The 21483-nt window shown below is 42.9% G+C and carries 13 protein-coding genes; 9 read left to right on the top strand and 4 right to left on the bottom strand.

Translation table 11 applies throughout. The features are described 5' to 3' along the window. Window positions 1–42: 42 nt before the first annotated feature. Together NLZ44_RS04540 and NLZ44_RS04535 are read left to right on the top strand one after the other, a co-directional pair. Entirely contained in the window at window positions 43–1185 is a 1143-nt protein-coding gene (locus tag NLZ44_RS04540) for an AAA family ATPase (RefSeq protein WP_493751987.1), read from the top strand. Beyond that, window positions 1185–1886 (top strand): hypothetical protein, encoded by a 702-nt coding sequence (locus NLZ44_RS04535; RefSeq protein ID WP_493751986.1) that lies wholly within the window; start codon window positions 1185–1187, stop codon window positions 1884–1886. The genes NLZ44_RS04540 and NLZ44_RS04535 overlap by 1 nt, the downstream gene beginning before the upstream one ends. On the opposite strand, the gene NLZ44_RS04530 is transcribed toward NLZ44_RS04535, so the two are convergent. Next, window positions 1879–2808 (bottom strand): RluA family pseudouridine synthase, encoded by a 930-nt coding sequence (locus tag NLZ44_RS04530; protein WP_493751985.1) that lies wholly within the window; start codon window positions 2806–2808, stop codon window positions 1879–1881. The two genes, NLZ44_RS04535 and NLZ44_RS04530, sit on opposite strands and share 8 nt — an antisense overlap. A 188-nt stretch (window positions 2809–2996) precedes the next feature. Next, entirely contained in the window at window positions 2997–3926 is a 930-nt protein-coding gene (gene crn3 / locus NLZ44_RS04525; protein WP_493751984.1) for a CRISPR-associated ring nuclease Crn3/Csx3, read from the bottom strand. A gap of 85 nt (window positions 3927–4011) precedes the next feature. Between crn3 and NLZ44_RS04520 the strand changes: the two genes are divergently transcribed. From NLZ44_RS04520 to NLZ44_RS04495, 6 genes are all read left to right on the top strand, one after another. Beyond that, window positions 4012–5472 (top strand): TIGR03985 family CRISPR-associated protein, encoded by a 1461-nt coding sequence (locus NLZ44_RS04520; RefSeq protein ID WP_493751983.1) that lies wholly within the window; start codon window positions 4012–4014, stop codon window positions 5470–5472. 67 nt (window positions 5473–5539) lie between these two features. Continuing rightward, window positions 5540–6091 carry a hypothetical protein gene (locus NLZ44_RS04515; RefSeq protein WP_493751982.1) on the top strand — a complete coding sequence of 184 codons (552 nt, stop codon included), beginning with the start codon at window positions 5540–5542 and terminating at the stop codon, window positions 6089–6091. A 107-nt stretch (window positions 6092–6198) separates the two neighbouring features. Next, window positions 6199–8604, top strand: coding sequence for an ATP-dependent helicase (locus NLZ44_RS04510; protein WP_493751981.1), 2406 nt, complete (start codon window positions 6199–6201; stop codon window positions 8602–8604). Between the two features lie 59 nt (window positions 8605–8663). Continuing rightward, a complete protein-coding gene (locus tag NLZ44_RS04505) occupies window positions 8664–9914 on the top strand; it encodes a branched-chain amino acid ABC transporter substrate-binding protein (protein ID WP_493751980.1) in 1251 nt (416 codons plus the stop codon). An 11-nt stretch (window positions 9915–9925) separates the two neighbouring features. Next, window positions 9926–12643 (top strand): ATP-binding protein, encoded by a 2718-nt coding sequence (locus tag NLZ44_RS04500; protein ID WP_493751979.1) that lies wholly within the window; start codon window positions 9926–9928, stop codon window positions 12641–12643. 4 nt (window positions 12644–12647) lie between these two features. Next, window positions 12648–13985: a hybrid sensor histidine kinase/response regulator gene (locus tag NLZ44_RS04495; RefSeq protein WP_493751978.1), complete on the top strand. Its 1338-nt coding sequence runs from the start codon at window positions 12648–12650 to the stop codon at window positions 13983–13985. Window positions 13986–14104: 119 nt separating this feature from the next. Here NLZ44_RS04495 and NLZ44_RS04490 read toward each other — a convergent pair whose 3' ends face one another. Continuing rightward, window positions 14105–15229: a THUMP domain-containing class I SAM-dependent RNA methyltransferase gene (locus tag NLZ44_RS04490; protein ID WP_493751977.1), complete on the bottom strand. Its 1125-nt coding sequence runs from the start codon at window positions 15227–15229 to the stop codon at window positions 14105–14107. A gap of 533 nt (window positions 15230–15762) precedes the next feature. Then, window positions 15763–16668 (bottom strand): alpha/beta fold hydrolase, encoded by a 906-nt coding sequence (locus NLZ44_RS04485; RefSeq protein WP_493751976.1) that lies wholly within the window; start codon window positions 16666–16668, stop codon window positions 15763–15765. A 949-nt stretch (window positions 16669–17617) separates the two neighbouring features. On the opposite strand from NLZ44_RS04485, the gene NLZ44_RS04480 reads away from it, so the two are divergent. Then, the gene (locus NLZ44_RS04480; protein WP_493751975.1) at window positions 17618–21163 is read left to right on the top strand and encodes a helicase-related protein; all 3546 of its coding nucleotides are present in this window, start codon (window positions 17618–17620) and stop codon (window positions 21161–21163) included. The last annotated feature ends 320 nt before the right edge of the window (window positions 21164–21483 follow it).

Here is a 21483-nt window from a genome sequence, read left to right as displayed (position 1 = left end):
TTATAATTGGCTGCTGCCATAATTTACCGATAACGTCAAACTATGAAAATCAATCAACTACAATATTACGATGAAGAATATCAATGGAGGCTGGCACCCATAGATTTATTAGAAAATTGTAACCTACTGGTGGGGGTGTCTGGTGCTGGGAAAACCAGAATCTTAAAATCTATCTATAGTTTAAAAGCCATAGCTAATGGTGCGTCTTTAAATGGCGTTAGCTGGAGTGTTAATTTTTCTACCAAAGATAATCATCAATATCTGTGGTCTGGTAAATTTGAAACCAAAGAAAATTTAACCCTTATTGATAGTGATTCTGAGAAAGAAGACTCGGTTAGAATTATAGAAGAAACTCTAGTAGAATTAAATCAAAATATCATTGTCGTCGAGAGAACACCAGAACAGATAATTTTTCAGGGTTCAAAAACCCCTAAGTTATCGCCTTTTGAGAGCGTTATAGAATTATTAAAAGAAGAAGATATTATTATTCCAATTAAACAAGAACTAGACAAAATTATAATTACTGATTCAGAACGTGATTTTGATAAAATCTGGAGATTACCAGTCTCTGTATTTAGAAAGCATGAAAATGCCTCTTTGTCAGTTATTAAAGGAAGTGATTTACCTATTTTTATTAAATTAGCTATTGTTTATAGAATACTTCCCCAAGAGTTTGCCAAAATCAAAACAACTTTTATCAGTATCTTTAATAATGTCGAAGATATCAAAGTAGAAACTTTAAAAGATGAGGATATTCCTATGGCATTATCCCGATTATTACAAGAGGCGACGATGGTGAGTATTAAGGAAAAAGGGGTAGACAAATGGATTGATAATATTTCATCAGGAATGTTTAAAACTTTGATGTATATCAGTGAATTATATTTATCTCCTAATGATGGCGTGATTCTGATTGATGAATTTGAGAATAGTTTAGGAGTTAATTGCATTGAACAGGTCACGGAGTTAATTTTAACCGATAGACAATCTCAATTTATTCTGACCAGCCATCACCCTTATATCATTAATAATATCAGTCCTGCTTATTGGAAAATAGTCACTCGTAAAGGGGGTTTAGTCACCGTGAAAAGTGCCAAAGATTTTCATATCCCAGAATCGAGACAAAAGGCTTTTATTGATTTAATTAATGTCCTTAAAGATAACGAAGAAGATGGGGAGGATTAATGAATATTTACTTCTTAGTAGAGGGAAATAGTACGGAAAAAAAACTTTATCCCAAATGGCTGTCATATTTAGTTCCTGAATTAACCGAAGTTCAATATTATGACCAAGTTAAAAAGAATAATTATTATCTCATAAGTGGGGAAGGCTATCCGGCTATTTTGCATGATGGTCTTGATAACGCTATTGACAAAATTCGGGAAACAAACAATTATGATTATTTAGTGATTTGTGTAGATGCTGATGAAGAAACTGTGGAGCAAAGATTAAATTATGTTCAAGAATTTATTGATGATTTTCAAAAGAGCAAAAATCTAAATATAGGGAATACTAAAATTAAAATTATTGTGCAAAATCGTTGCATAGAGACTTGGCTATTGGGAAATAGAAAAATTTTTGATTCCAGACAACCTTTAAAATCTCCATTATTAGATTATGTTAATTATTATGATGTTTCTCAAGATGATCCGGAAGCTATGGGTAGCTATAATAAGAGAAATCATGCTGAGTTTCACGGTGAATATTTAAAAAAGATTTTCGCAGCCAAAAATATATCATATACGAAAACCAGACCTGGAGAGGCTACAAAACAATATTATTTACAAGAATTGCAAAAAAGGACAGTATTTAATAGTCAGCATTTAAAAAGTTTTCAAACCTTCTTGAGTTTTTGTGAAATGATTAAAACCCAAATATCTACATAGGTGGATATTCGGTAGATAATTCCTGGGGTGGGGTAGCGGTTAGATGGAGATTTGCGCCAGTTTGAGGATGCTGGAAACTCAGAGAATAAGCGTGTAAATAATATCCACAATCTCCCGGAAATGTGCTATGATGGTTTGAGGTTGGGTCGGGTATGCGTGGCTTTCCGCCAATGGTATAAAGAGGATCTCCCACTAGGGGAAATCCGGCGGCGGCGAGGTGAATGCGAATTTGATGGGGTCTACCTGTCAGAATGGTTACTTGTACGATCATTTTATCGGTGTCTCGCTTAATTACTTGACAGTGACTTTCGGCGGATAATCCGGTTTCTGTCGCGCCGTAAATATACCCGATAATCGGATGGGGAATTTTGCCGATCGCACAATTAATACTAAAATAATCCCTAGGACTACAACCTTCAGCTAAGGCTAAATAAACCTTAGTAATTTGTCGGTGGCGCATTTGTTGGGTTAAATGCGATCGCGCTAAGGTAGACCTCGCCAATAGCACCAGTCCTGATGTTCCCCTACCTAAGCGATGAATTGGTATCGGTGTATCCTGGGGATATTTCCTTTGTAATTGTCGCAGTAGGGTATGTTCCAAAAAACCGCCACCAGGTATCACTGGAAGTCCTGACGGTTTAGCAACTACTAAAATATCTGCATCTTCATAAATTACCTGGAAAGATAGGGGAACATCTGGTTCACTCCACGGGGGTCGATGATAGGCGAGTTGCTGTCCGGCTTGAAGTTCTATTTCTGCTGTCGCTGGCTTTCCATTTAACCAAATCTGCTGCTTATTAATGCGATCGCACCATTCATTTCTACTGGAATGGGTATATCGCTTGCTATAGTAATCCAAGATAGTTAATCCGGCGCTAAGGCGATCGACTTGTTCCCGATAAATCCAACCTGAATTTAACAATTAACTCTCTTCTCAAGACATGACATTAAATCTATCACCAAATCACCAATTTGTCAACCCATAATCATCACAGATAACATGGGGGAAACTCTCCCTAATAGGTAAATTTCCCCCTCAACATACTAGATGATTACACCAAATTTTATACATGAGATAACCTCTGATTAATTGGTGAATTAAAGTAGACTTTACTGCGGTTTGTTTAGGAGTGTTTTTACCTGCTCTAGTAAAACTGTGGGAATTTGGCAAATACCCCCTTGTTCCAGTACACCCCAAGTCATTTCTAGCCAAGGTTCCCGTTTATGGATTACCTCCTCTATTTCCAAAGAACTATGCAGAACCGCCAGACATTTGAGATTACCGCGATCGCGACAAAATTCATGCCAATGGGCAATTTCTTCTGGCTTAGAACTAATGATTAAATAATGAGTACAGGCTTCTAGTAACGGTACTTTTTCCGTCTGTACTTGACCACCTACATCTACCACAACTAAAGTTTTTTGACGACGTAGATTAAGGATAGCTTGACTATGATGCTGGAAAAAATTATCAGTTATCCCACCCTTATAAGCAAGTTTATAGGCTTCGCGATCGCTTGATTTTGTCATCTCCCCTAACTCCAAAATCCAGTTACCTTCACCATCCCAGTGAGCCCTCTGTAAATATATGTCAGAATACTCAGTTAATAGGGTGCGGAATAGTGCGTGGGACAGGACAGATTTACCGCTGTCAGGTGGTCCTACAATCATCATGGCTGGACACAAACGCGGGGGTAAATTTTCCTGTACATCGATAGATAAAACCTGTCCGACCTGAGTTTGGCGGGAGTGGGTGGAAACTACCACCGCACCTAAGCGCGGATCGTAGCAAGCCACCCAAGCAGCCGGGTGTAGTTCATGAATTAGATAGCCATAAAGCCAGATCGGACCACGCCCTGAAATCACTATACCACCTTTATAGTCAATGTGGGCAGGTAAATTCTGGTCTCTCAAATCTTCCGGGGAGATTAGGCGGTCTTTAGTTACCAATTCAATAGACAGAATCTGATAACTTAACCCTTGTACAGACCGGGATTGACTTAAAGTTAATTTAATCGCTGGTTCAGCAGACTGGGGCATTTTTTTTAACCGACAAATTAAGCTACAAATATTGTAGAGTATTATGGCATAGCAATTGAAGAGGGTACTTCTACAACTAATTAGTATGTTTACTTATCCACCTACTCCCGCGATTTTGCAATGGTTGAGTCAGGGACAGTTTCCTAGTCGGTTACATAGATCAGTCAGAATGTGGTTAATACTCGATCGCCTTTATGGAGGACAATTTAACTGGGTTCAATCTCTATCCCAGCCATTTCGTTATAGCCAATTACGCGATCGTCTATTTTCTCTCAGTCATAGCAAAGGCGAAACTTTATCAGCCCAAGAATTAACCGTAAATTGTTCTGACCCCAAATGTTTATGTCATCAGTCACTTAGTACCATATTAAGCCATAGTAACTTACCTCAAAGTTTGAGTGAATGGGTAACTGAAACATCCCAACGCACAGGCTTATCTGTCGCGGAAATTCAAACTCACCTAGATGACTGTCCTTTTGCTACTGTTCACCGTTCATTACGAGACGATTTAACCCTGTTAGCATCCCAGGGATGGTTAAAGCATAGAACCCGCCAAGGCTATTATTCTTTCCCTCCCCAACAGTTACCAAAGCCACCTATAGCCACTCACCCTAGCCGCCACTTTGAGCAACTATCTTCTACCCAAAAATCCCATCTTATTCATATATTAGAATCAGTGGCTTTTGTACAGCCAGATATTGACATCGCCATTAATACATTGTGGGAGGAATTGACTAACTCAACGCCTAACTCATCTGACTATTTGACCGAGAAAAATCGGCGGATATTTCTGCACTTTGACTATATTCTGTCGTCGGAAATCCAAGAAAAAGTCGATGATTGGCAACAACAAATTGAATCCTTATGGTATAATCGTGATGGTGGCATAATTCAATTTAAAACCTGGGTGGCAAGGGAAAACAGGGTGGCTTTAGTTACAGTGTATCCTGTGTGTTTACACTATGCTAGACGCGCTAAATATCTAAGTGCTTATGGAGTTGATCCTTGGGGTGAAATCACTTGGCATAATTATCGACTCGATCGCATTATGTCTCCCCAATTGAGGATTTTATCCTGGGATGATCCAGCAGTTCCTCAACTGCTCAAAAAACAGCACGAAACTGGTACACTTCCTAATCCTGGATGGATTGAAGAACAACTAGAGGAAGCCTGGGGGTTTAATTTTTATCTACCTAAAGCTCTATTGATTATGCGCTTTCCTGTAGACTTTGCTAGTAATTATGTGGATGATACTGTGAGACATTCAACTTTTCAAAAAATCCCTTATTCGGAATTATTTAGCTCCGTTGAAACCCAGATTAATAATAGGGAAGAAAGACAACTTATCCAGAAAATTTTGCGGCAACGTTCTCCTGATGATGCCTACTATCAAGCATGGGTGAGGGTCGGTGATATTAACATAGTGATGCGACTGCGAGACTGGCGACCAAAGGGAGAAATAATTGCACCAGTTGTGCTACGTCAACAAATGTGGGAGGAGGTAGAAGCCGAACGTTTGCATTATGGTCAGGACTTCAGCAATTAACAGGCTGATTAAATGTTAATACAGGCATTAACAAATTTATCAAATTTTCGCGAGTAAATATCAAGCCATGGTTTCAATTTCTAGCTGGTCTAAAAAAGAGCTAATCATTCATAAACTGCGCCATCATATTCATAATGCCGCCACTGAGTTTGCGATTTCTCCCGAAATTGTGGGAGGGATTATTTTAGATGAATTACAACGGCGAGGTTTTAAAGATGATTTGGAAGAAATTATTGCCAGAATTTTCCCTCGGTTAGTTTATTGGGCTAACTGGTCTATTGGGGTGGCTCAATTTAAACCCAAAACGGCGGAATTAGTCTATAGTGAATTATTAGATGATTATCCGAGACCTGTAGCCATTGTGCGATCGCTTCTTGATGATGCTTTATCCTGTCGTTTAGTCGCCGCCTATTGTCGTTATATTATCAATCTCTGGAAGCCAGTATATCCCCAGGCGGAAAATACTAATATTGACCAAAATGGCGCTCGTTTGTTAGGAACCCTGTACTCCCTAGAAGCTACGGGAACTTGGGGAGTAAATGATAATCCCATATTTAATGACCGAGGAGAAGGTATAGTCTCTAGTATGCCGAAAATTAGGCAATTAATTCAGGATTAAAAAACCCAGATTAATTACTTGGTTTTTCGGGAAAATTTAGCCAATCACTTGCTAAAAATCCCCAAATCTGCTAAACTGGAAATAATACGATAAAATGGGCGCGGTCTGTGACTAAAGATACCGAAGACCAATTAAACCCGTCCCCTGATAGCGGGTGGAACCTGTGGGACTCAAGCTATAACCTCGACTCGGAGACAGCAGAAATCAGCAGGCGAGAAAGACAAAAAGCCCTTGATAGCATAGAGTCTAGCCTACGTCCGGGACAGGATGCGATGGGTAAATGGAAAGGGGGACCCTTGGCGGTTTCGGCGGTTCCTGGTGCGGGAAAATCGACGGGAATGGCAGCGGCGGCAGCTTTAGCGATCGCCCGTCATCAACTCAACCCCCAACGCCAATTAATCGTTGTCACCTTCACCCGCGCCGCCGCCAGTAATATCCGCGCCAAAATTCGCCAACACCTGAACAACCTATCCATTCCCCCCGTCGGCTTCGTGGTGAATACCCTCCACGGACTAGCGCTATACATTGCGACCAGTCACCCGGAATTATCAGGCTTAGACCTAGACAACTTCACCTTAGTAGTTCCCACTTCCAGCCACCGCCTAATCCGCGCCTGTGTGGAACAGTGGATAACCCATAATCCCCGCCTGTACGAAACCCTAACCGAGGGATGTCAATTTGACTCGGAAGAAACCGAAAAATTGCGGCGGCGATCGGTTTTGCGTACCGAAGTTTTACCAGAGTTAGCCTGGAAAGTTATTCAGGAAGCCAAAAGCTCTGGTTTAACTCCCGACCAGTTGCGAAGTTTAGGGCAAAAAATCCCGGACGATTACGAAATCATGAACATAGCGGCTGGCTTATATGATAACTATCAACAGCTGTTACAAAAGCAGCAATTTCTGGATTACGAGGAAATGATTTTAGGGGCGTTGCGAGTCTTGGAAAATCCCCAAGTCTGTCAAAGTTGGCAACAGCGAGTATTTGCGGTATTTGAAGACGAAGCCCAAGACTCTACGCCTCTGCAAAATAAACTCATAGAAATTTTAGCCCAGGATAGTAGTAATAACTCCGATTTAGTGAACTTAAACTTAGTGCGAGTGGGAGACCCAAATCAAGCAATTAACTCAACATTTACCCCTGCTGACCCGGTTTATTTTCGTCAATTTTGTGAAAACTGCGAAGCCTTGGGAAGGTTAGCTACCATGGATAGGGCGGGACGTAGTAATCAGATTATTATTGCAGCGGCTAACTTTGTATTAAAGTGGGTAAATCATAAATTTGCGGGGCTAAATGAACTGCCGTTTAGAGAACAGGAAATTCGCCCGGTTGACCCGGATGACCCACAAGAAAACGCCAACCCTAATCCCACAGGAAAAGGATTAGAAATATATGAGCCGGAAACTATTTATGATACAGTTAACCTCATTTTTAAGCGAATTATATCCATTTTTCAGCAACACAAGGAGGGAAGTTTTGCAATTTTAGTCCGAGAACATCGCCAAGGAGAATTTATCGCTAATGCACTGCGTCAACCCCAAGAATATGACCTAGAGGTTAACTTTAGTGATTATCCAATTACCATATTTGATGCTTATGAAAGCACTCGTCAGTCTCATATTCCTAGGGAAATGTTGCACTTACTGCAATTTATACACCGTCCCCATTCTCCCGAATATTTGAAGGCTGCTCTCAAAGTATTAAGCGATCGCCATCGTATTCCCAACCAAGATTTTAACATACTAGCAGCACAGCCAGAACAATTTTTATATCCCAGTCCTCTCTCACCTCCTCAGCCAGAAACAGTCAGCCGCTGTCGTCAACTTTGCTGTAACCTAATTAAAGCCCGTGTCGAACTTCCCGCTTATGAATTAATTGCATTTATCGCCCTCGCTTTACAATACGAAAAAAGCGAACTCGCCAGCGCCGATAAACTCGCCACTAAAATTTCTCAGAAGACCGCCGAAAATCAATCCTTATCGGCAATGTTAACGGCTTTGGATGAAATGGTTAGTTCCGCAAGATTTGAGACCATAGAAGAGGAAGAAAATTCAGATGATAGTATTTTTACCCGTCCCGGTCAGGTGACAATTATCACCATGCACAAAGCCAAAGGACTAGACTGGGATTATGTATTTCTGCCATTTTTACATGAAAAAATTATCCCCGGCAACCTGCGAGTTAATCCCCAAATCAGATTTTTAGGGGATTTTACCCTATCGGAAGTCGCTCGCGCGCAAATTCGCGCTAACCTCCATAATTCCCAGCAATTACCGGATATAACCACGGCTTGGGAACAGGCAAAATACCTAAAAACTGCTGAGGAATATCGCTTACTTTATGTAGCCATGACTAGAGCCAAACGGCTGTTATGGATGTCCGCCGCCCAACTCGCTCCCTATTCTTGGCACAGACCAGAAAACCAGCAGAAACAAACACCATGTCCGGTTTTAGCTGCCTTAAAAAAAGAATTTCCCCATAGTTTCATATCTAGGAGTTACAATGAAGATAATTAATTAGGTATCCCCTTGTAATTCATCGACTGTAAACAATCAACTCTCAACTATTTCCCATTATGTTGAAGTTTAAACTACCTTTACTGTCACTTTCCCTTTCCGTGGCCGCCTGGCTGAGTGGTTGTACTCAGGAGCCACCTTTTGAATGCACAGATGCGATCGCTTGCGTTACCATTAACCCAGGAGAACCTATAAAAATAGGAGTTCTGCAAACTCTGAGTGGGGGAACTGCTCCCGGTGGTATTGATCAAGTCCGTACCATTGAACTGGTGGTAGAACAACAGGGAGATATATTAAATCATCCCATTCTTCTCAAAGTTCAAGATGAACGCTGTTCTCCAGAAGGAGGTGCAAACGGCGCTTTAAGACTAATTGCTAACCCTCAAGTTATCGGAATTTTAGGCACTAACTGTTCCGGCGCGGCTGTCACTGCCAGCAAAATTATGTCCCCAGCTGGATTAGTGATGATTTCTAGTGCTAATACATCACCATCTTTAACCTCTGTAGGTAATGAACCAGGAGAGAATTTTCATCCGGGATATTTTCGGGTAATATATAATGATGCGATCGCTGGAAAAATATCAGCAGAATTTGCGAGATGGGTGCTAGGAATTGAGCGAGTCGCTATCATTGGGGTGAGCAATATTTACTCCCAAAGCCTGTTACAAATGTTTGCGGAATCCTTTACTGCTCTTGGCGGGGAAGTGGTATTTATAGGAACCATAGATCCAGAAGATACAGATATGAAACCTGTGCTGATAGGAGTGATTAATTCTGGGGCGGAATTGCTATTCTTTCCCTTGGGAAAACCAGACCAAGGAGCGCTCCTAGTAAAACAGGCTCAACAACTTTTGGCGACTCAGGAAAGCCAGGAATTGGTTTTATTGGGGGATGAGGCATTAATGTCGGAGCAATTCTTACAAGTGGTGGGAGATGATGCTATTGGTATGTATCTTGCTGGACCCGCATTGATTGATACTCCCGAAGTTCAACAATTGCAAAAAGCCTATCAGGAAAAGTATAATCAGCCCCCCATAACTACCCTCTATAGTTTTGCTAGTGATGCTACTAATTTGCTCTTAGATGCTATCATTTCAGTGGCTATCATAGACTCTAACGGCAGCCTACATATTGGCCGCCAAGCCTTGCGAGATGCTCTATACAATACTGAGAATTTCCCCGGACTTACAGGCAGCCTGACCTGTAATAAATTTGGTGATTGTGGGGCGATCGGTTTCAATATTTATCGCCTTGATGAACCCGATGCTGGGATGCCGCGATTAAGCGAAAACATAGTTTATAGTCGTTAATTTTGTAATATATGAAGTTTCCCTTATTGCAGTTAAAAAATCCGCTGAAAATTTACATAATTAGGATTCGTAAATATTGGAGAAATCTGCGAATTACCAGTAAATTTGGGACGGTTTTTAGTCTTTTATTATGTTTAATGATATTGGTGAGTATTACCAGCTACTGGTCACTACATATTGTCCGGCGTAAAACCGAATCTGCTATTTTAGTCAGTACAGAAATTCAGCGATTAGTATTAACTATGGCTCATGGTTTACAGTCGGCTCGCGTATATCACCGGGATTTTTTCTTACAATATCCAGAGATAGGATTTGCTCAGGCGCGAGATACTTATGCTCAAAAAACCGTCCACAATATTGCCGAAGTTATTACAATTAGTTATCAGTTAAAAGACCTCATCTCAGAATCAGAAGTTAGCCAGAATTTTGCCGATAAATATAGTGATATTAACCTATTTTTATCTTCTTCTCAACGCTATGCTGAGACTTTCTTAGACTCAGTAGATTTAGTAACGGAACTAGCAGCAGAGGATACAGGACTACTGGCACGAATAAATAACATTTCCTCATCTATTCACGACACACTAGAAGATAAGGAATATGAACTGTTCGATTTATATATCCAGATGAAAATGAATGAACAGCAGTATTTTTTAACCAGAAACAGACCATTTATGCAGACTGCATTTAATACAATTGCCCAAATAATTGAGATTGTCGAAGCATCGGATAACTTTAATGATGAAGAAAGAACACAAATCTTGAATTACCTGGAAACTTATCAAAATATTGCCGAAAAAATTTTAGATATTGATGTCCAGATACGCCGTAATTTTCGAGACTTTGAGTTACAAGCAGAGTCCATTGACCCCATTGCTGAAGAATTAGTAAATTTAGCCAGTTTAGAACTTGAGAGAGCTCGTCAGCAAATTCAGGAGACCAGCAGACTGGCGCAAATTATCTTAGTAGTGGCGATTTTTTCAGGACTGATGTTGGCGATCGCGATCGCTAAATTATTAAATCATAGTATCACTAATAATATTGTTAACTTAACCCAAGTAGCCCAAGAATTACAGGGGGGAAATTGGCAAAAACGAGCTACCATAGACAGTAAAGATGAGTTGGGCTTATTAGCCACAACTTTTAACACCATGGCCGATCGCCTTTATTCCCTAGTAGGAAACCTGGAACAACAGGTAGATGAACGTACAGAAGCCTTAGTTAAATCCAATCAGCAATTACAGCAGGAAGTTCTAGTGCGCCAAAAAGCTCAAGAAGCTGCTCATCAATCTCAGAAAGCCGCCGAAGTCGCCAACAAAGCCAAAAGCGAGTTTTTAGCTAATATGAGTCACGAACTCCGCACCCCATTAAATGGGATTTTAGGTTATACTCAAATTCTACTACGCGATCGCACTGCTTCTCCTAGCCAGCTTTCTGGGGTGCAAATAATCCATGACTGTGGCACTCACTTACTCAACCTGATTAATGATATCCTAGATTTGAGTAAAATTGAAGCACGCAAGCTAGAATTATGTCCCCAACCCTTTGAATTGCAAACCTTTCTGACAGGAGTTATAGAAATTTGTCGGATCCGCGCCGACCAAAAAGAAATAGGCTTTATTTACCCAAACTTAACCCCCCTTCCTCAAGCCATTATTGCTGATGATAAACGCCTGCGACAAGTATTAATTAATCTTTTGGGAAATGCCATAAAATTTACCGATCATGGGGAAGTTATGTTTACCGTAGAAACCATAGACGAACAAGAAAGCGACCCCCCTATAGTGCAGTTACGCTTTCAAATAAAAGATACGGGAATTGGCATGAGTCCAGAACAAATTGAGCGCATATTTTTACCCTTTGAACAAGTAGGCGATCGCGAGCGAATGGCGGAAGGAACTGGTTTAGGACTAGCCATCACCCATACCATTGTCAAAATGATGGGCTCAAAATTATCAGTACACAGTGAAATTAACCAAGGGAGTACATTTGAATTTGAGATCTCTGTTCCGGTTGCGACTACCTGGACTCAAATTTCATCTGAGAAAACCGAAAATGCGATCGCCGGCTATTTAGGACCACGACGCTGTATCCTAGTGGTAGATGATTCTTGGGAAAATCGGTCTGTAATTGCTGATTTAATCACACCCTTGGGGTTTAATGTACTCCAAGCCAGTAATGGTCAAGAAGGGCTACAAAAGGCTATAGAGGCTCACCCAGATGCTATTATTACAGATATAATCATGCCGATTATGAATGGGTTAGAAATGACTAGACAACTACGAAGACTATCAGAATTTGAAAAAATCCCGATTATAGCCTCCTCCGCTAGTGTTTTTAACATGAATCGCCAAAATACTCAAGATTCTGGCTGTGATGAGTTTATTCCCAAGCCTATACAAGCCAAGGAACTGCTAGATAAAATTGGTAAATGTCTTGGTTTAGAATGGATATATGAGGAAACCATCGAATCTCCGCAGGATCTTCACATCTCTGGTATTAAATCAGAGTTGGAGGATGTTAATCTAGTCTACTTACCCGCTGAGGAGTTAGCCACCCTTAAAGAAGCTGTAGCTATTGGTGATGTCGAAAACATACAGAGAACCGCAACTCGTTTAACCCAGTTGTCTCCTAAGTTTACAGCCATCGCTAATCAGTTATTACAGTTGGCTGAGGAGTTTAATATGGAAAAACTTCAAGTTCTGGTAAATCAATATATCTCAGAGTAGTGCAATGGATAATGAACAGTCAGCCAAGATCTTAATTGTTGATGATACACCAACTAATATTAAAGTCCTGTTTAACTTACTCAAAGAAGCCGGATTTAAGGTGCTGGTAGCCAACTCGGGTGAAATTGCACTATCTAGCCTGGCTAAAGTTACACCCGACTTAATTTTACTGGATGTTCAAATGCCGGGAATTGATGGCTTTGAAACCTGTCGCCGTTTCAAAGAAAATCAGGCGACCCAGGAAATTCCCGTAATTTTTATGACGGCTATTTCTGATGTGGAACATAAAGTCAAAGGCTTGGAACTTGGGGCGGTTGATTATATTACTAAACCCTTTCAGCATCAAGAAGTATTAGCCCGGGTTAAAGTACATTTACAGATGCGACAACTCCAGAAAAATCTCAAAGACAAAAATTTGGAACTGGAAAAGCTCAATCAAACCCTAGAACATCGAGTTGAAGAAAGAACCGCTCATCTCCAAAAAACTGTTCATCAGTTACAGGAGATGCAAGACCAGCTAGTTAATCATGAAAAAATGTCCGCCTTGGGACAGTTGATGGCTGGGGTAGCCCATGAAATTAATAATCCTATTAATTTTATTGTGGGTAATTTAAAATATGCGGAAGAGTATATTCAAGATTTGGTTGATTTATTGGCTTTATATCAACAAAAATTTCCCGAAGGTGATGACGATATTAATGAAAAAATCGAGGAAATTGATTTGGATTATTTACTGACAGACCTCCCCCAACTTATCGCTTCAATGAAGGAAGGAACCTGTCGCATATCTCAAATTAGCACATCTTTAAGAATCTTTGCTCGTTCGGATACCGATGCCAAAATTGACTTTGATATTCATGATGGTATTAACAGCACTTTATTAATTTTAAAACATCGCTTTAAAGCCAATCAAAATCGTCCGGGTATTCGGGTAATTAAAAACTATGGTCAATTGCCCAAAATTCAATGTTATCCAGGACAATTAAATCAAGTATTTATGAATGTTATTAGTAATGCGATCGATGCCTTAGAAGAAGCCAGCACCGGTAAACTTAGGTCAGAACTTGAAGCTAACCCTAATCAAATTACGATCGCCACTAGATTTGAACCATCCAGACAACTGGCTATTATTTCCATTAATGATAACGGTCCGGGAATGTCTCCCGAAATTCAAGCCAAGATTTTCGATCGCCTATTTACCACCAAATCAGTAGGAGTCGGTACTGGTTTAGGTCTATCGTTATCCCGCCAAATTGTCGAAGACAAACACAACGGTAAAATCCTCTGCAAATCGGAACCCGGAGAAGGGGCAGAATTTATCATTGAAATTCCAGTCAATTAATAATTAATAATTATTAATGGTAGGGGCGGGTTCTGTTGTCAATTCTCCATCCCCACGACTTAATGAATAAACCCGCCCCACCGTGTTGAGAAACCGGGTTTCTTGACCTTTGGGGGCTGTTAGTATAACTCATACTTGAGTAAAGTGCAGGGTAGGGCCCCATTGTATAGGGGTATCCGTTGGGAAGTTCTTAATCCAATGCGCTTTGATAGGGCTTTGTTTCCGGTAAAGATAAACGCCGTCCACCCCTTAAAGCGTTGTTTGAGAATATCCCCAAGTTGCTGATATAAGTCTCCCAACTCCTCCACATTTCCTAAACGTTCCCCATAGGGAGGGTTGCAGACAATTAAACCATTATCCCCGGTGGGTTCCACCTCTGATAGGTCTGCCTTCCATAAGCTAATATGACTATCTACGCCGCACTTTTTGGCATTATAATTGGCTTGGGCGATCGCTTCTGAATCGCGATCGCATCCCCCGATAGAGATCTTCAAATTTTCCCGACAACTAGCTTCCGCCTCCCGGACCAACTGCTTCCACAGAGACTCATCAAAATCCGACCACTTCATCAAAGCAAATGTTTCACGAAATAGCCCTGGCGCGACGTTGAGGGCTTTTAAAGTCGCTTCTAGGGGGAGAGTACCAGAACCGCACAAAGGGTCTAAAAACGGGCGATCGCCTTGCCATTGTGCTAAGTCCAATAACCCCGCGGCCAGACTTTCTTTAAGGGGTGCTTTTCCCACCGCCGGACGATATCCCCGCCGATGTAGACTAGGACCAGAACTATCTAGGCTGAGGATGCCATGATTACCGTTAATATGCAGATTTATGTGTAGATCAGCATCCAAAATATCCACCGTTGACCGCTGACTAAACTTGTCTCGCTGTTGGTCAACGATCGCATTTTTCACCTGTAAAGCCGTAAAATGGGTATGATTTAACTGTCTATTTTTACCCGTACAGTGAACCGATAAAGTCTGATGGGGTTTAATATATTCTTCCCAGTCTATTTTCTGGACTTCCTTATAAAGGCGATCGCCATTCGGACAGGGAAATTTCGCTATGGGAACCAAAACCCTAAAAATAGTTCTCGACCATAGATTCACCTTATAAAGCAAGTGGCGATCGCCACTAAAACTCACCCCCGCAAAGTCCGGCTTTACCTGTCTCGCGCCCAAACTTTCCAACTCATTAGCCGCCACCGATTCCAACCCATGAGCCACCGTCGCAAAATACTCAGACATTCAACTACCGCTCACAATTTCACCCGAATATTTACTAGGTGCAAATACCAACTCTCACATGGCAGTTTACCATCACAACCACAATTCTATATCCTTTTTACTCCAATCTAAGCAGCCAGACACATATCTGCAATCAAAATTTAATCAGACAAAGCCCATATATGGCACTCCTAATTAAAAGCGGAGATTATGGGAGCGACCATTAAAGCGATCGCCCCATTTCACTCACACACCACATAAGAATGAAGCATATTTAGCAGAGACATAACTATTGTTTTTTCAGAAAGGACACCGACGACTGGCCGTGTTTCGTCTCGGTGTCCCAACTGGTTCGCTCCTCACACGATTGTAACTCTAGCCAACCCCCATAGTTTTGTCAACACTTTTATCAAAAAAAATTTTGATGAATGCCCAAAACCCTTGCCAAATAGGTAATTTTTATAGTTCCCCACACCGTTAGCAATGGATGTTTGCTCAGACCCATTCAGCAGCGAATAGGGGGGGTCAGTCCCCACCTTCGATAAATTCTGACCCTAAAGCGACCCACCCAGGTTGTCCAACCAATTAAGAATCAGAGGATTAACCACAGTTGGCCGTTCATCGTGGGGACAGTGGCCAGTTTCGGGAATAGAAACAAACTCAACCGATGCACCAGTTGTCGCTAAATCCCGATAAATTTCCGCACCCTTAATCGGAGTCCAGGGGTCATTTTCCCCCCAGATTACTAATAAAGGACGCTGTAATTTCGGCAAAAGTTCCCAAGGGCAAGGGCCAGCCGGGGCGGTTAAAATGGAAGCAAAAACCTGTTGTGCGCCGACATCATTAGAGGGTTGATAGAGTAAATCCACCAACTCATCTGTGATTGCGTCTCGGTTTCCGTAGACTTGGCGGAGGGTGTTGCGGATGCGGTGTTTTTGGCGGACTTGGTTAAACACAAACGGCCCAATAGCCGGGGAAGCGACTAGCTTAGTAAATGTTCCCATGACCACCCGTAGGGGAAAATTCAACTCTTCCGGGCGATGATTCAAGCCTCCCGCGCAGTTTAACAGGACTGCCCCTCGGCAAATATCGGGATAATTGACCGCCATCATTAAACTCAGCAGCGCCCCAATGGAGTTACCGACAAAAACAGCAGGTTCTCCCACTTGTTCACTCCAGAAATCCCGCAGCAATTCTTCCCATAGGTCTAAGCTATAATCAACGGCTGGTTTCCCAGAAGCCCCAAAACCCAATAAATCTAAGGCAAAGACCCGATATCCTCCAGCGGCTAAAACGGGGATATTTTGTCGCCAATGACCAATCGAAGCCCCAAACCCATGGACTAAAATCAGGGGTTGGCCTGTTCCCTGGACTGTATAGCGGATTTGGTGACTTTTCCAGGTCCAATCGAGAGGTTCCAAACAACTACGGACAGTAACAGACGGTTGGGTTGCGGTCATATTGTGAACTTTTGTAAACTCTGTACTTCCATCATACAACATAAATAATTAATAATTAATAATTAATAATTAATAATTAATAATTGTAGGGGCGGGTTCTGCTGTTAATTCTCCCACCCCACCAGGATATTAATAAACCCGCCCTCCGGGTTCTGCTGTTAATTCTCCCACCCCACGGTTGGCTTAGAAACCGGGTTTCTTGACCACGATAGGGGCGGTGCGTCAAAGGAATCAAATTTGCCGTTTACCCGATAGGTTATCCCTCTGACGCACCCTACGAGAGTGATAATAATTAATAATTAATAATTAATAATTAATAATTGTCGGGGCGGGTTCTGCTGTTAATTCTCCCACCCCACCAGGATATTAATAAACCCGCCCTCCGGGTTCTGCTGTTAATTCTCTCACCCCACGGTTTGCTTAGAAACCCGGTTTCTCAAAGAAACCGGGTTTCTTGACCAATAATTAATAATTGTAGGGGCGGGTTCTGCTGTTAATTCTCGGACCTCACCAGGATATTAATAAACCCGCCCTCCGGGTTCTGCTGTTAATTCTCGGACCTCACCAGGATATTAATAAACCCGCCCTCCGGGTTCCGCCGTCAATTCTCGGACCCCACCAGGATATTAATAAACCCGCCCTCCGGGTTCTGTTGTCAATTCTCGGACCTCACGGTTTGCTTAGAAACCCGGTTTCTCAAAGAAACCGGGTTTCTTGACCACGATAGGGGCGGTGCGTCAAAGGAATGAAATTTGCGGTTAACCCGATAGGTTATCCCTCTGACGCACCCTACTTCCTATCAAAGTCCCTCTACCCGTCTGGGATCCAGATTTAGGGTGAGGGCAATGTATTATTAGAAACCCGGTTTCTTGACCACGATATGGGCGGTGCGTCAAAGGAATGAAATTTGCTACTATAATTGTTAATGGATAATTGTTGAGTTTTAATTATGATTAAACTAGAAGATATAACTCGTGGTACAATTATTAAAGGGATTTTGCCTAATGAAAATGTTACCGTTATTGATGCTGCTTGGTATGGTGATGATGCGATTGAATTGACCTATAAAGATAGTCGGGGGAAACCTGGTAATGAACTACTATTTCGCAGTGACCAAGATAGATTAGAAATTGTTAGGGATGGACAGCCCTGGAGTTTTAACGGAGATGGTGCTATATTTAGATTGGTTTCGGAAGCTCACCGCATTCGCCTGGCTCATTTGTTTGACCCTCGGCTGGCTGTTCATACTTCTTTGGTGGAACCTCTCCCACACCAAATTGATGCCGTTTATAACCAAATGCTGAACCGTCAACCTTTGCGGTTTTTGTTGGCTGATGACCCCGGGGCGGGTAAAACTATTATGGCAGGATTATTTATTCGGGAATTGTTGATTAGGGGGGATTTACAAAAGTGTTTGATTGTCTGTCCGGGGAGTTTGGCGATACAGTGGCAAGATGAATTATATCATAAGTTTCACCTACCTTTTGAAATTTTGACAAACGATCGCCTTGAAGCAGCCCGCAGCGGGAACGCCTTTACAGAAATTCCCCTACTGGTCGCCCAATTAGATAAACTGAGCCGTAATTCCGATTTACAGGCGAAACTCAGCACAACTGATTGGGATTTGGTCGTAGTTGATGAAGCCCATAAACTCTCGGCTTCCTTTTTTGGGGGGGAAATTAAGGAAACCAAGCGCTATAAATTGGGGAAACTTCTGTCGGGTTTGACCCGCCATTTTTTGCTGATGACCGCTACGCCGCACAATGGGAAAGAAGAGGATTTTCAGCTATTTTTGGCTCTGTTGGATGCCGATCGCTTTGAGGGGAAATTTCGGGATGGTGTCCATGTCTGCGAGACCGCTGATTTGATGCGTCGCCTGATTAAAGAAAACCTGCTAAAATTTGATGGTCGTCCCCTGTTTCCGGAACGTTGCGCCCACACGGTGGAATATCGTCTTTCCGAGTTGGAAGCCATCCTTTATAAACAAGTAACCGACTATGTGAAAGAAGAATTTAATCGCGCCGATAACCTCACCCAAAAAGGACGTAGGGGAACCGTAGGTTTTGCCTTAACTATTCTCCAGCGTCGTCTGGCTTCCTCTCCCGAAGCCATTTATCAGTCTCTGAAACGACGGCGCGATCGCCTCCAAAAAAGACTGCGGGAAGAACAGCTAATCCACCGAGGACTCAAGGGGGAATTAGACCCGGGAAGGATGATTGATCAACAAGACATTGATGATGATTTGGAAGACTTACCCAGTAGCGAGAGGGAAAACATCGAAACCGAAGTCGTTGACCTGGCGACCGCTTCTCGGACTATTCAGGAATTACAGACAGAAATCGAACGTTTGCGCCAATTGGAAGAGTTAGCCCAACGGGTGCGCCAGAGTGGGAAAGATTGCAAATGGGAACAATTATCCCAGGTCATGGAAAACGAAATTTTTACCATTCCCAACCCCCAGAATAGCGACCATGAACCCGGACAGAAAGCATTGCGGAAACTGGTAATTTTTACCGAACATCGCGATACCCTTAACTATTTGCGCGATCGCATTAAAACCCTTTTAGGTCGTCCTGAAGCCGTAGTTACCATTCATGGAAGTATGGGACGGGATGAACGCAAAAAAGCCGAAGAAGACTTTAAACAGGATGTTACCGTCCAGGTATTAGTAGCCACCGACGCAGCGGGGGAAGGAATTAACCTACAACGCGCCCATCTTATGGTTAATTATGACCTACCTTGGAATCCGAATCGTTTGGAGCAGAGATTTGGGCGCATTCACCGGATCGGACAGACCGAAGTTTGTCATTTGTGGAATTTGGTCGCCGGGGAAACGCGGGAGGGGGATGTATATTTATCCCTGTTGCGGAAACTGGAAATTGAGCAAAACGCCTTGGGGGGTCAGGTGTTTGATGTGTTGGGAAAAGCGATCGCTCAGGTAGAATTGCGGGAGTTACTCATTGAAGCTATCCGCTATGGCGATCGCCCTGATATTAAAGCCAAACAGCAGCAATTGAGCGATCGCCTGAACCGGGAATATTTGCAAACACTCATCGAGGAAAAAGCCCTCGCGAGAGACTCCTTGGATACCACCAAAGTTCAAGCCATTCGGGAGGACATGGAAAGGGCGCAAGCGCGGAAACTCCAACCCCATTTTATCGGCTTATTTTTCCAGGAGGCTTTTACCCGCTTAGGGGGAACCATGCGTCTCCGGGAACCCCGACGTTATGAAATTACCAACGTTCCCGGGGTCATTCGTCATCGCGATCGCCAAATAGGACTGAGTGAACCTATACTAAGACGTTATGAGCGGATCTGTTTTGAGAAGGACTTGATCAGCCTTCCGGGGAAACCCATAGCCGACCTAGTTTGTCCTGGTCATCCCCTTCTTGATGCCACCCTAGACCTGATTTTAGAACGTCATCGAAATCTATTGCGTCAGGGGAGCATTTTGGTTGATGATAGTCCTAACCCGCAGCCAGAGAGAATCTTAGTTTATCTGGAACATAGCATTCAGGACGCGCGAACCGACTCCAACGGACAGCGGCGGTTAGTCTCCCGCAGAATGCAATATGTGGAACTTCCCTGTAGTCTGTTTCCCGACCGCGACCCGACTCCCTCCCCCGCTATTAATGGGGGATATGCGCCTTATTTGGACTATCGCCCCCTCACCGAAGAGGAACATAAAGCGATCGCTCCTTTTCTGCCTAATTTACCCCCAAAAGAGGACATTGAGAAACAGGCGACTACCTACGCCATTACCCATTTAGTCCAACCCCACCTCGAAGAAGTCCAGAAACCCAAACAGGAACTCATTGATAAAACCCTAGTCGCCGTCAAAGACCGACTCACCAAGGAAATCAACTATTGGGACCAAAGGGCTGTCAGTTTGCGCCTGGATGAACAAGCGGGGAAACCCAATGCTAAACTTAACTCTACCAAAGCCCAGCAACGGGCGGACGAGTTAGCCTCCCGCCTAGAAAAAAGGCTCCGCGAACTGGAAGACGAGCGCCGACTTTCACCTTTACCCCCCGTGGTGGTAGGGGCAGCTTTAATCATTCCCAGCCACCGTCTGGCAGCCCTACAACCCCCCTTGCCGAAGATTTCCGACACTTTTGCCCAAAACCGGAAAGCGGTGGAATTAGCGGCAATGGAGGCGGTGATGCGGAAGGAAAGGGAGTTAGGCTATCAACCGCGAGACGTTAGCGCCGAAAAGTGCGGTTATGATATCGAGTCGGTCATTCCCGAAACCGGACAATTGCGGTTTATCGAGGTGAAAGGACGCATTGAGGGGGCGCAAACGGTGACGGTGACTAAAAACGAGATTTTGACCGCCTTAAACCGACCTGATAGCTATATCCTAGCATTAGTGGAAGTTCCAGGCGATCGCATTTCCTATATCCACCAACCCTTTCAGCAACAACCCGATTTTGCCGCCCACAGTATCAATTATAATTGGCGAGACCTATGGGAACGCGGAACAATTCATAATTAATTGTAGGGGCGGGTTCCGCCGTCAATTCTCCGACCCCACCAGGATATTGATAAACCCGCCCTCCGGGTTCCGCCGTCAATTCTCCGACCCCACCAGGATATTAATAAACCCGCCCCCACCGTTTACGTTTACTATCAAAGTCCCTCTCCCAGAGGGGGAGAGGGACTTTGAGAGGTGATCAGATGATTTCTCAACAGGCTGTAATAAACCCGCCCCCACCGCCCATAATTAATAATTAATTGTAAATGTGGTGCATCAGATTGAGAAAATTGGCTGCTGACCGGGTAGGTTATCCTTCTGACGCACCCTACCAGTTACCA

Source organism: Arthrospira sp. PCC 9901, assembly GCF_059013425.1.
The sequence above is the reverse complement of the archived record's forward strand: the minus strand, read 5'-3'. Positions and strand labels throughout refer to the sequence as shown.

What these genes read in the sequence shown, in the direction of transcription:
- NLZ44_RS04540 (WP_493751987.1), top strand. Translation starts at nt 43, where the DNA reads ATGAAAATCAATCAACTACAATATTACGATGAAGAATATCAATGGAGG.
- NLZ44_RS04535 (WP_493751986.1), top strand. Translation starts at nt 1,185, where the DNA reads ATGAATATTTACTTCTTAGTAGAGGGAAATAGTACGGAAAAAAAACTT.
- crn3 (WP_493751984.1), bottom strand. Translation starts at nt 3,926, where the DNA reads ATGCCCCAGTCTGCTGAACCAGCGATTAAATTAACTTTAAGTCAATCC.
- NLZ44_RS04520 (WP_493751983.1), top strand. Translation starts at nt 4,012, where the DNA reads ATGTTTACTTATCCACCTACTCCCGCGATTTTGCAATGGTTGAGTCAG.
- NLZ44_RS04515 (WP_493751982.1), top strand. Translation starts at nt 5,540, where the DNA reads ATGGTTTCAATTTCTAGCTGGTCTAAAAAAGAGCTAATCATTCATAAA.
- NLZ44_RS04505 (WP_493751980.1), top strand. Translation starts at nt 8,664, where the DNA reads ATGTTGAAGTTTAAACTACCTTTACTGTCACTTTCCCTTTCCGTGGCC.
- NLZ44_RS04500 (WP_493751979.1), top strand. Translation starts at nt 9,926, where the DNA reads ATGAAGTTTCCCTTATTGCAGTTAAAAAATCCGCTGAAAATTTACATA.
- NLZ44_RS04495 (WP_493751978.1), top strand. Translation starts at nt 12,648, where the DNA reads ATGGATAATGAACAGTCAGCCAAGATCTTAATTGTTGATGATACACCA.
- NLZ44_RS04490 (WP_493751977.1), bottom strand. Translation starts at nt 15,229, where the DNA reads ATGTCTGAGTATTTTGCGACGGTGGCTCATGGGTTGGAATCGGTGGCG.
- NLZ44_RS04485 (WP_493751976.1), bottom strand. Translation starts at nt 16,668, where the DNA reads ATGACCGCAACCCAACCGTCTGTTACTGTCCGTAGTTGTTTGGAACCT.
- NLZ44_RS04480 (WP_493751975.1), top strand. Translation starts at nt 17,618, where the DNA reads ATGATTAAACTAGAAGATATAACTCGTGGTACAATTATTAAAGGGATT.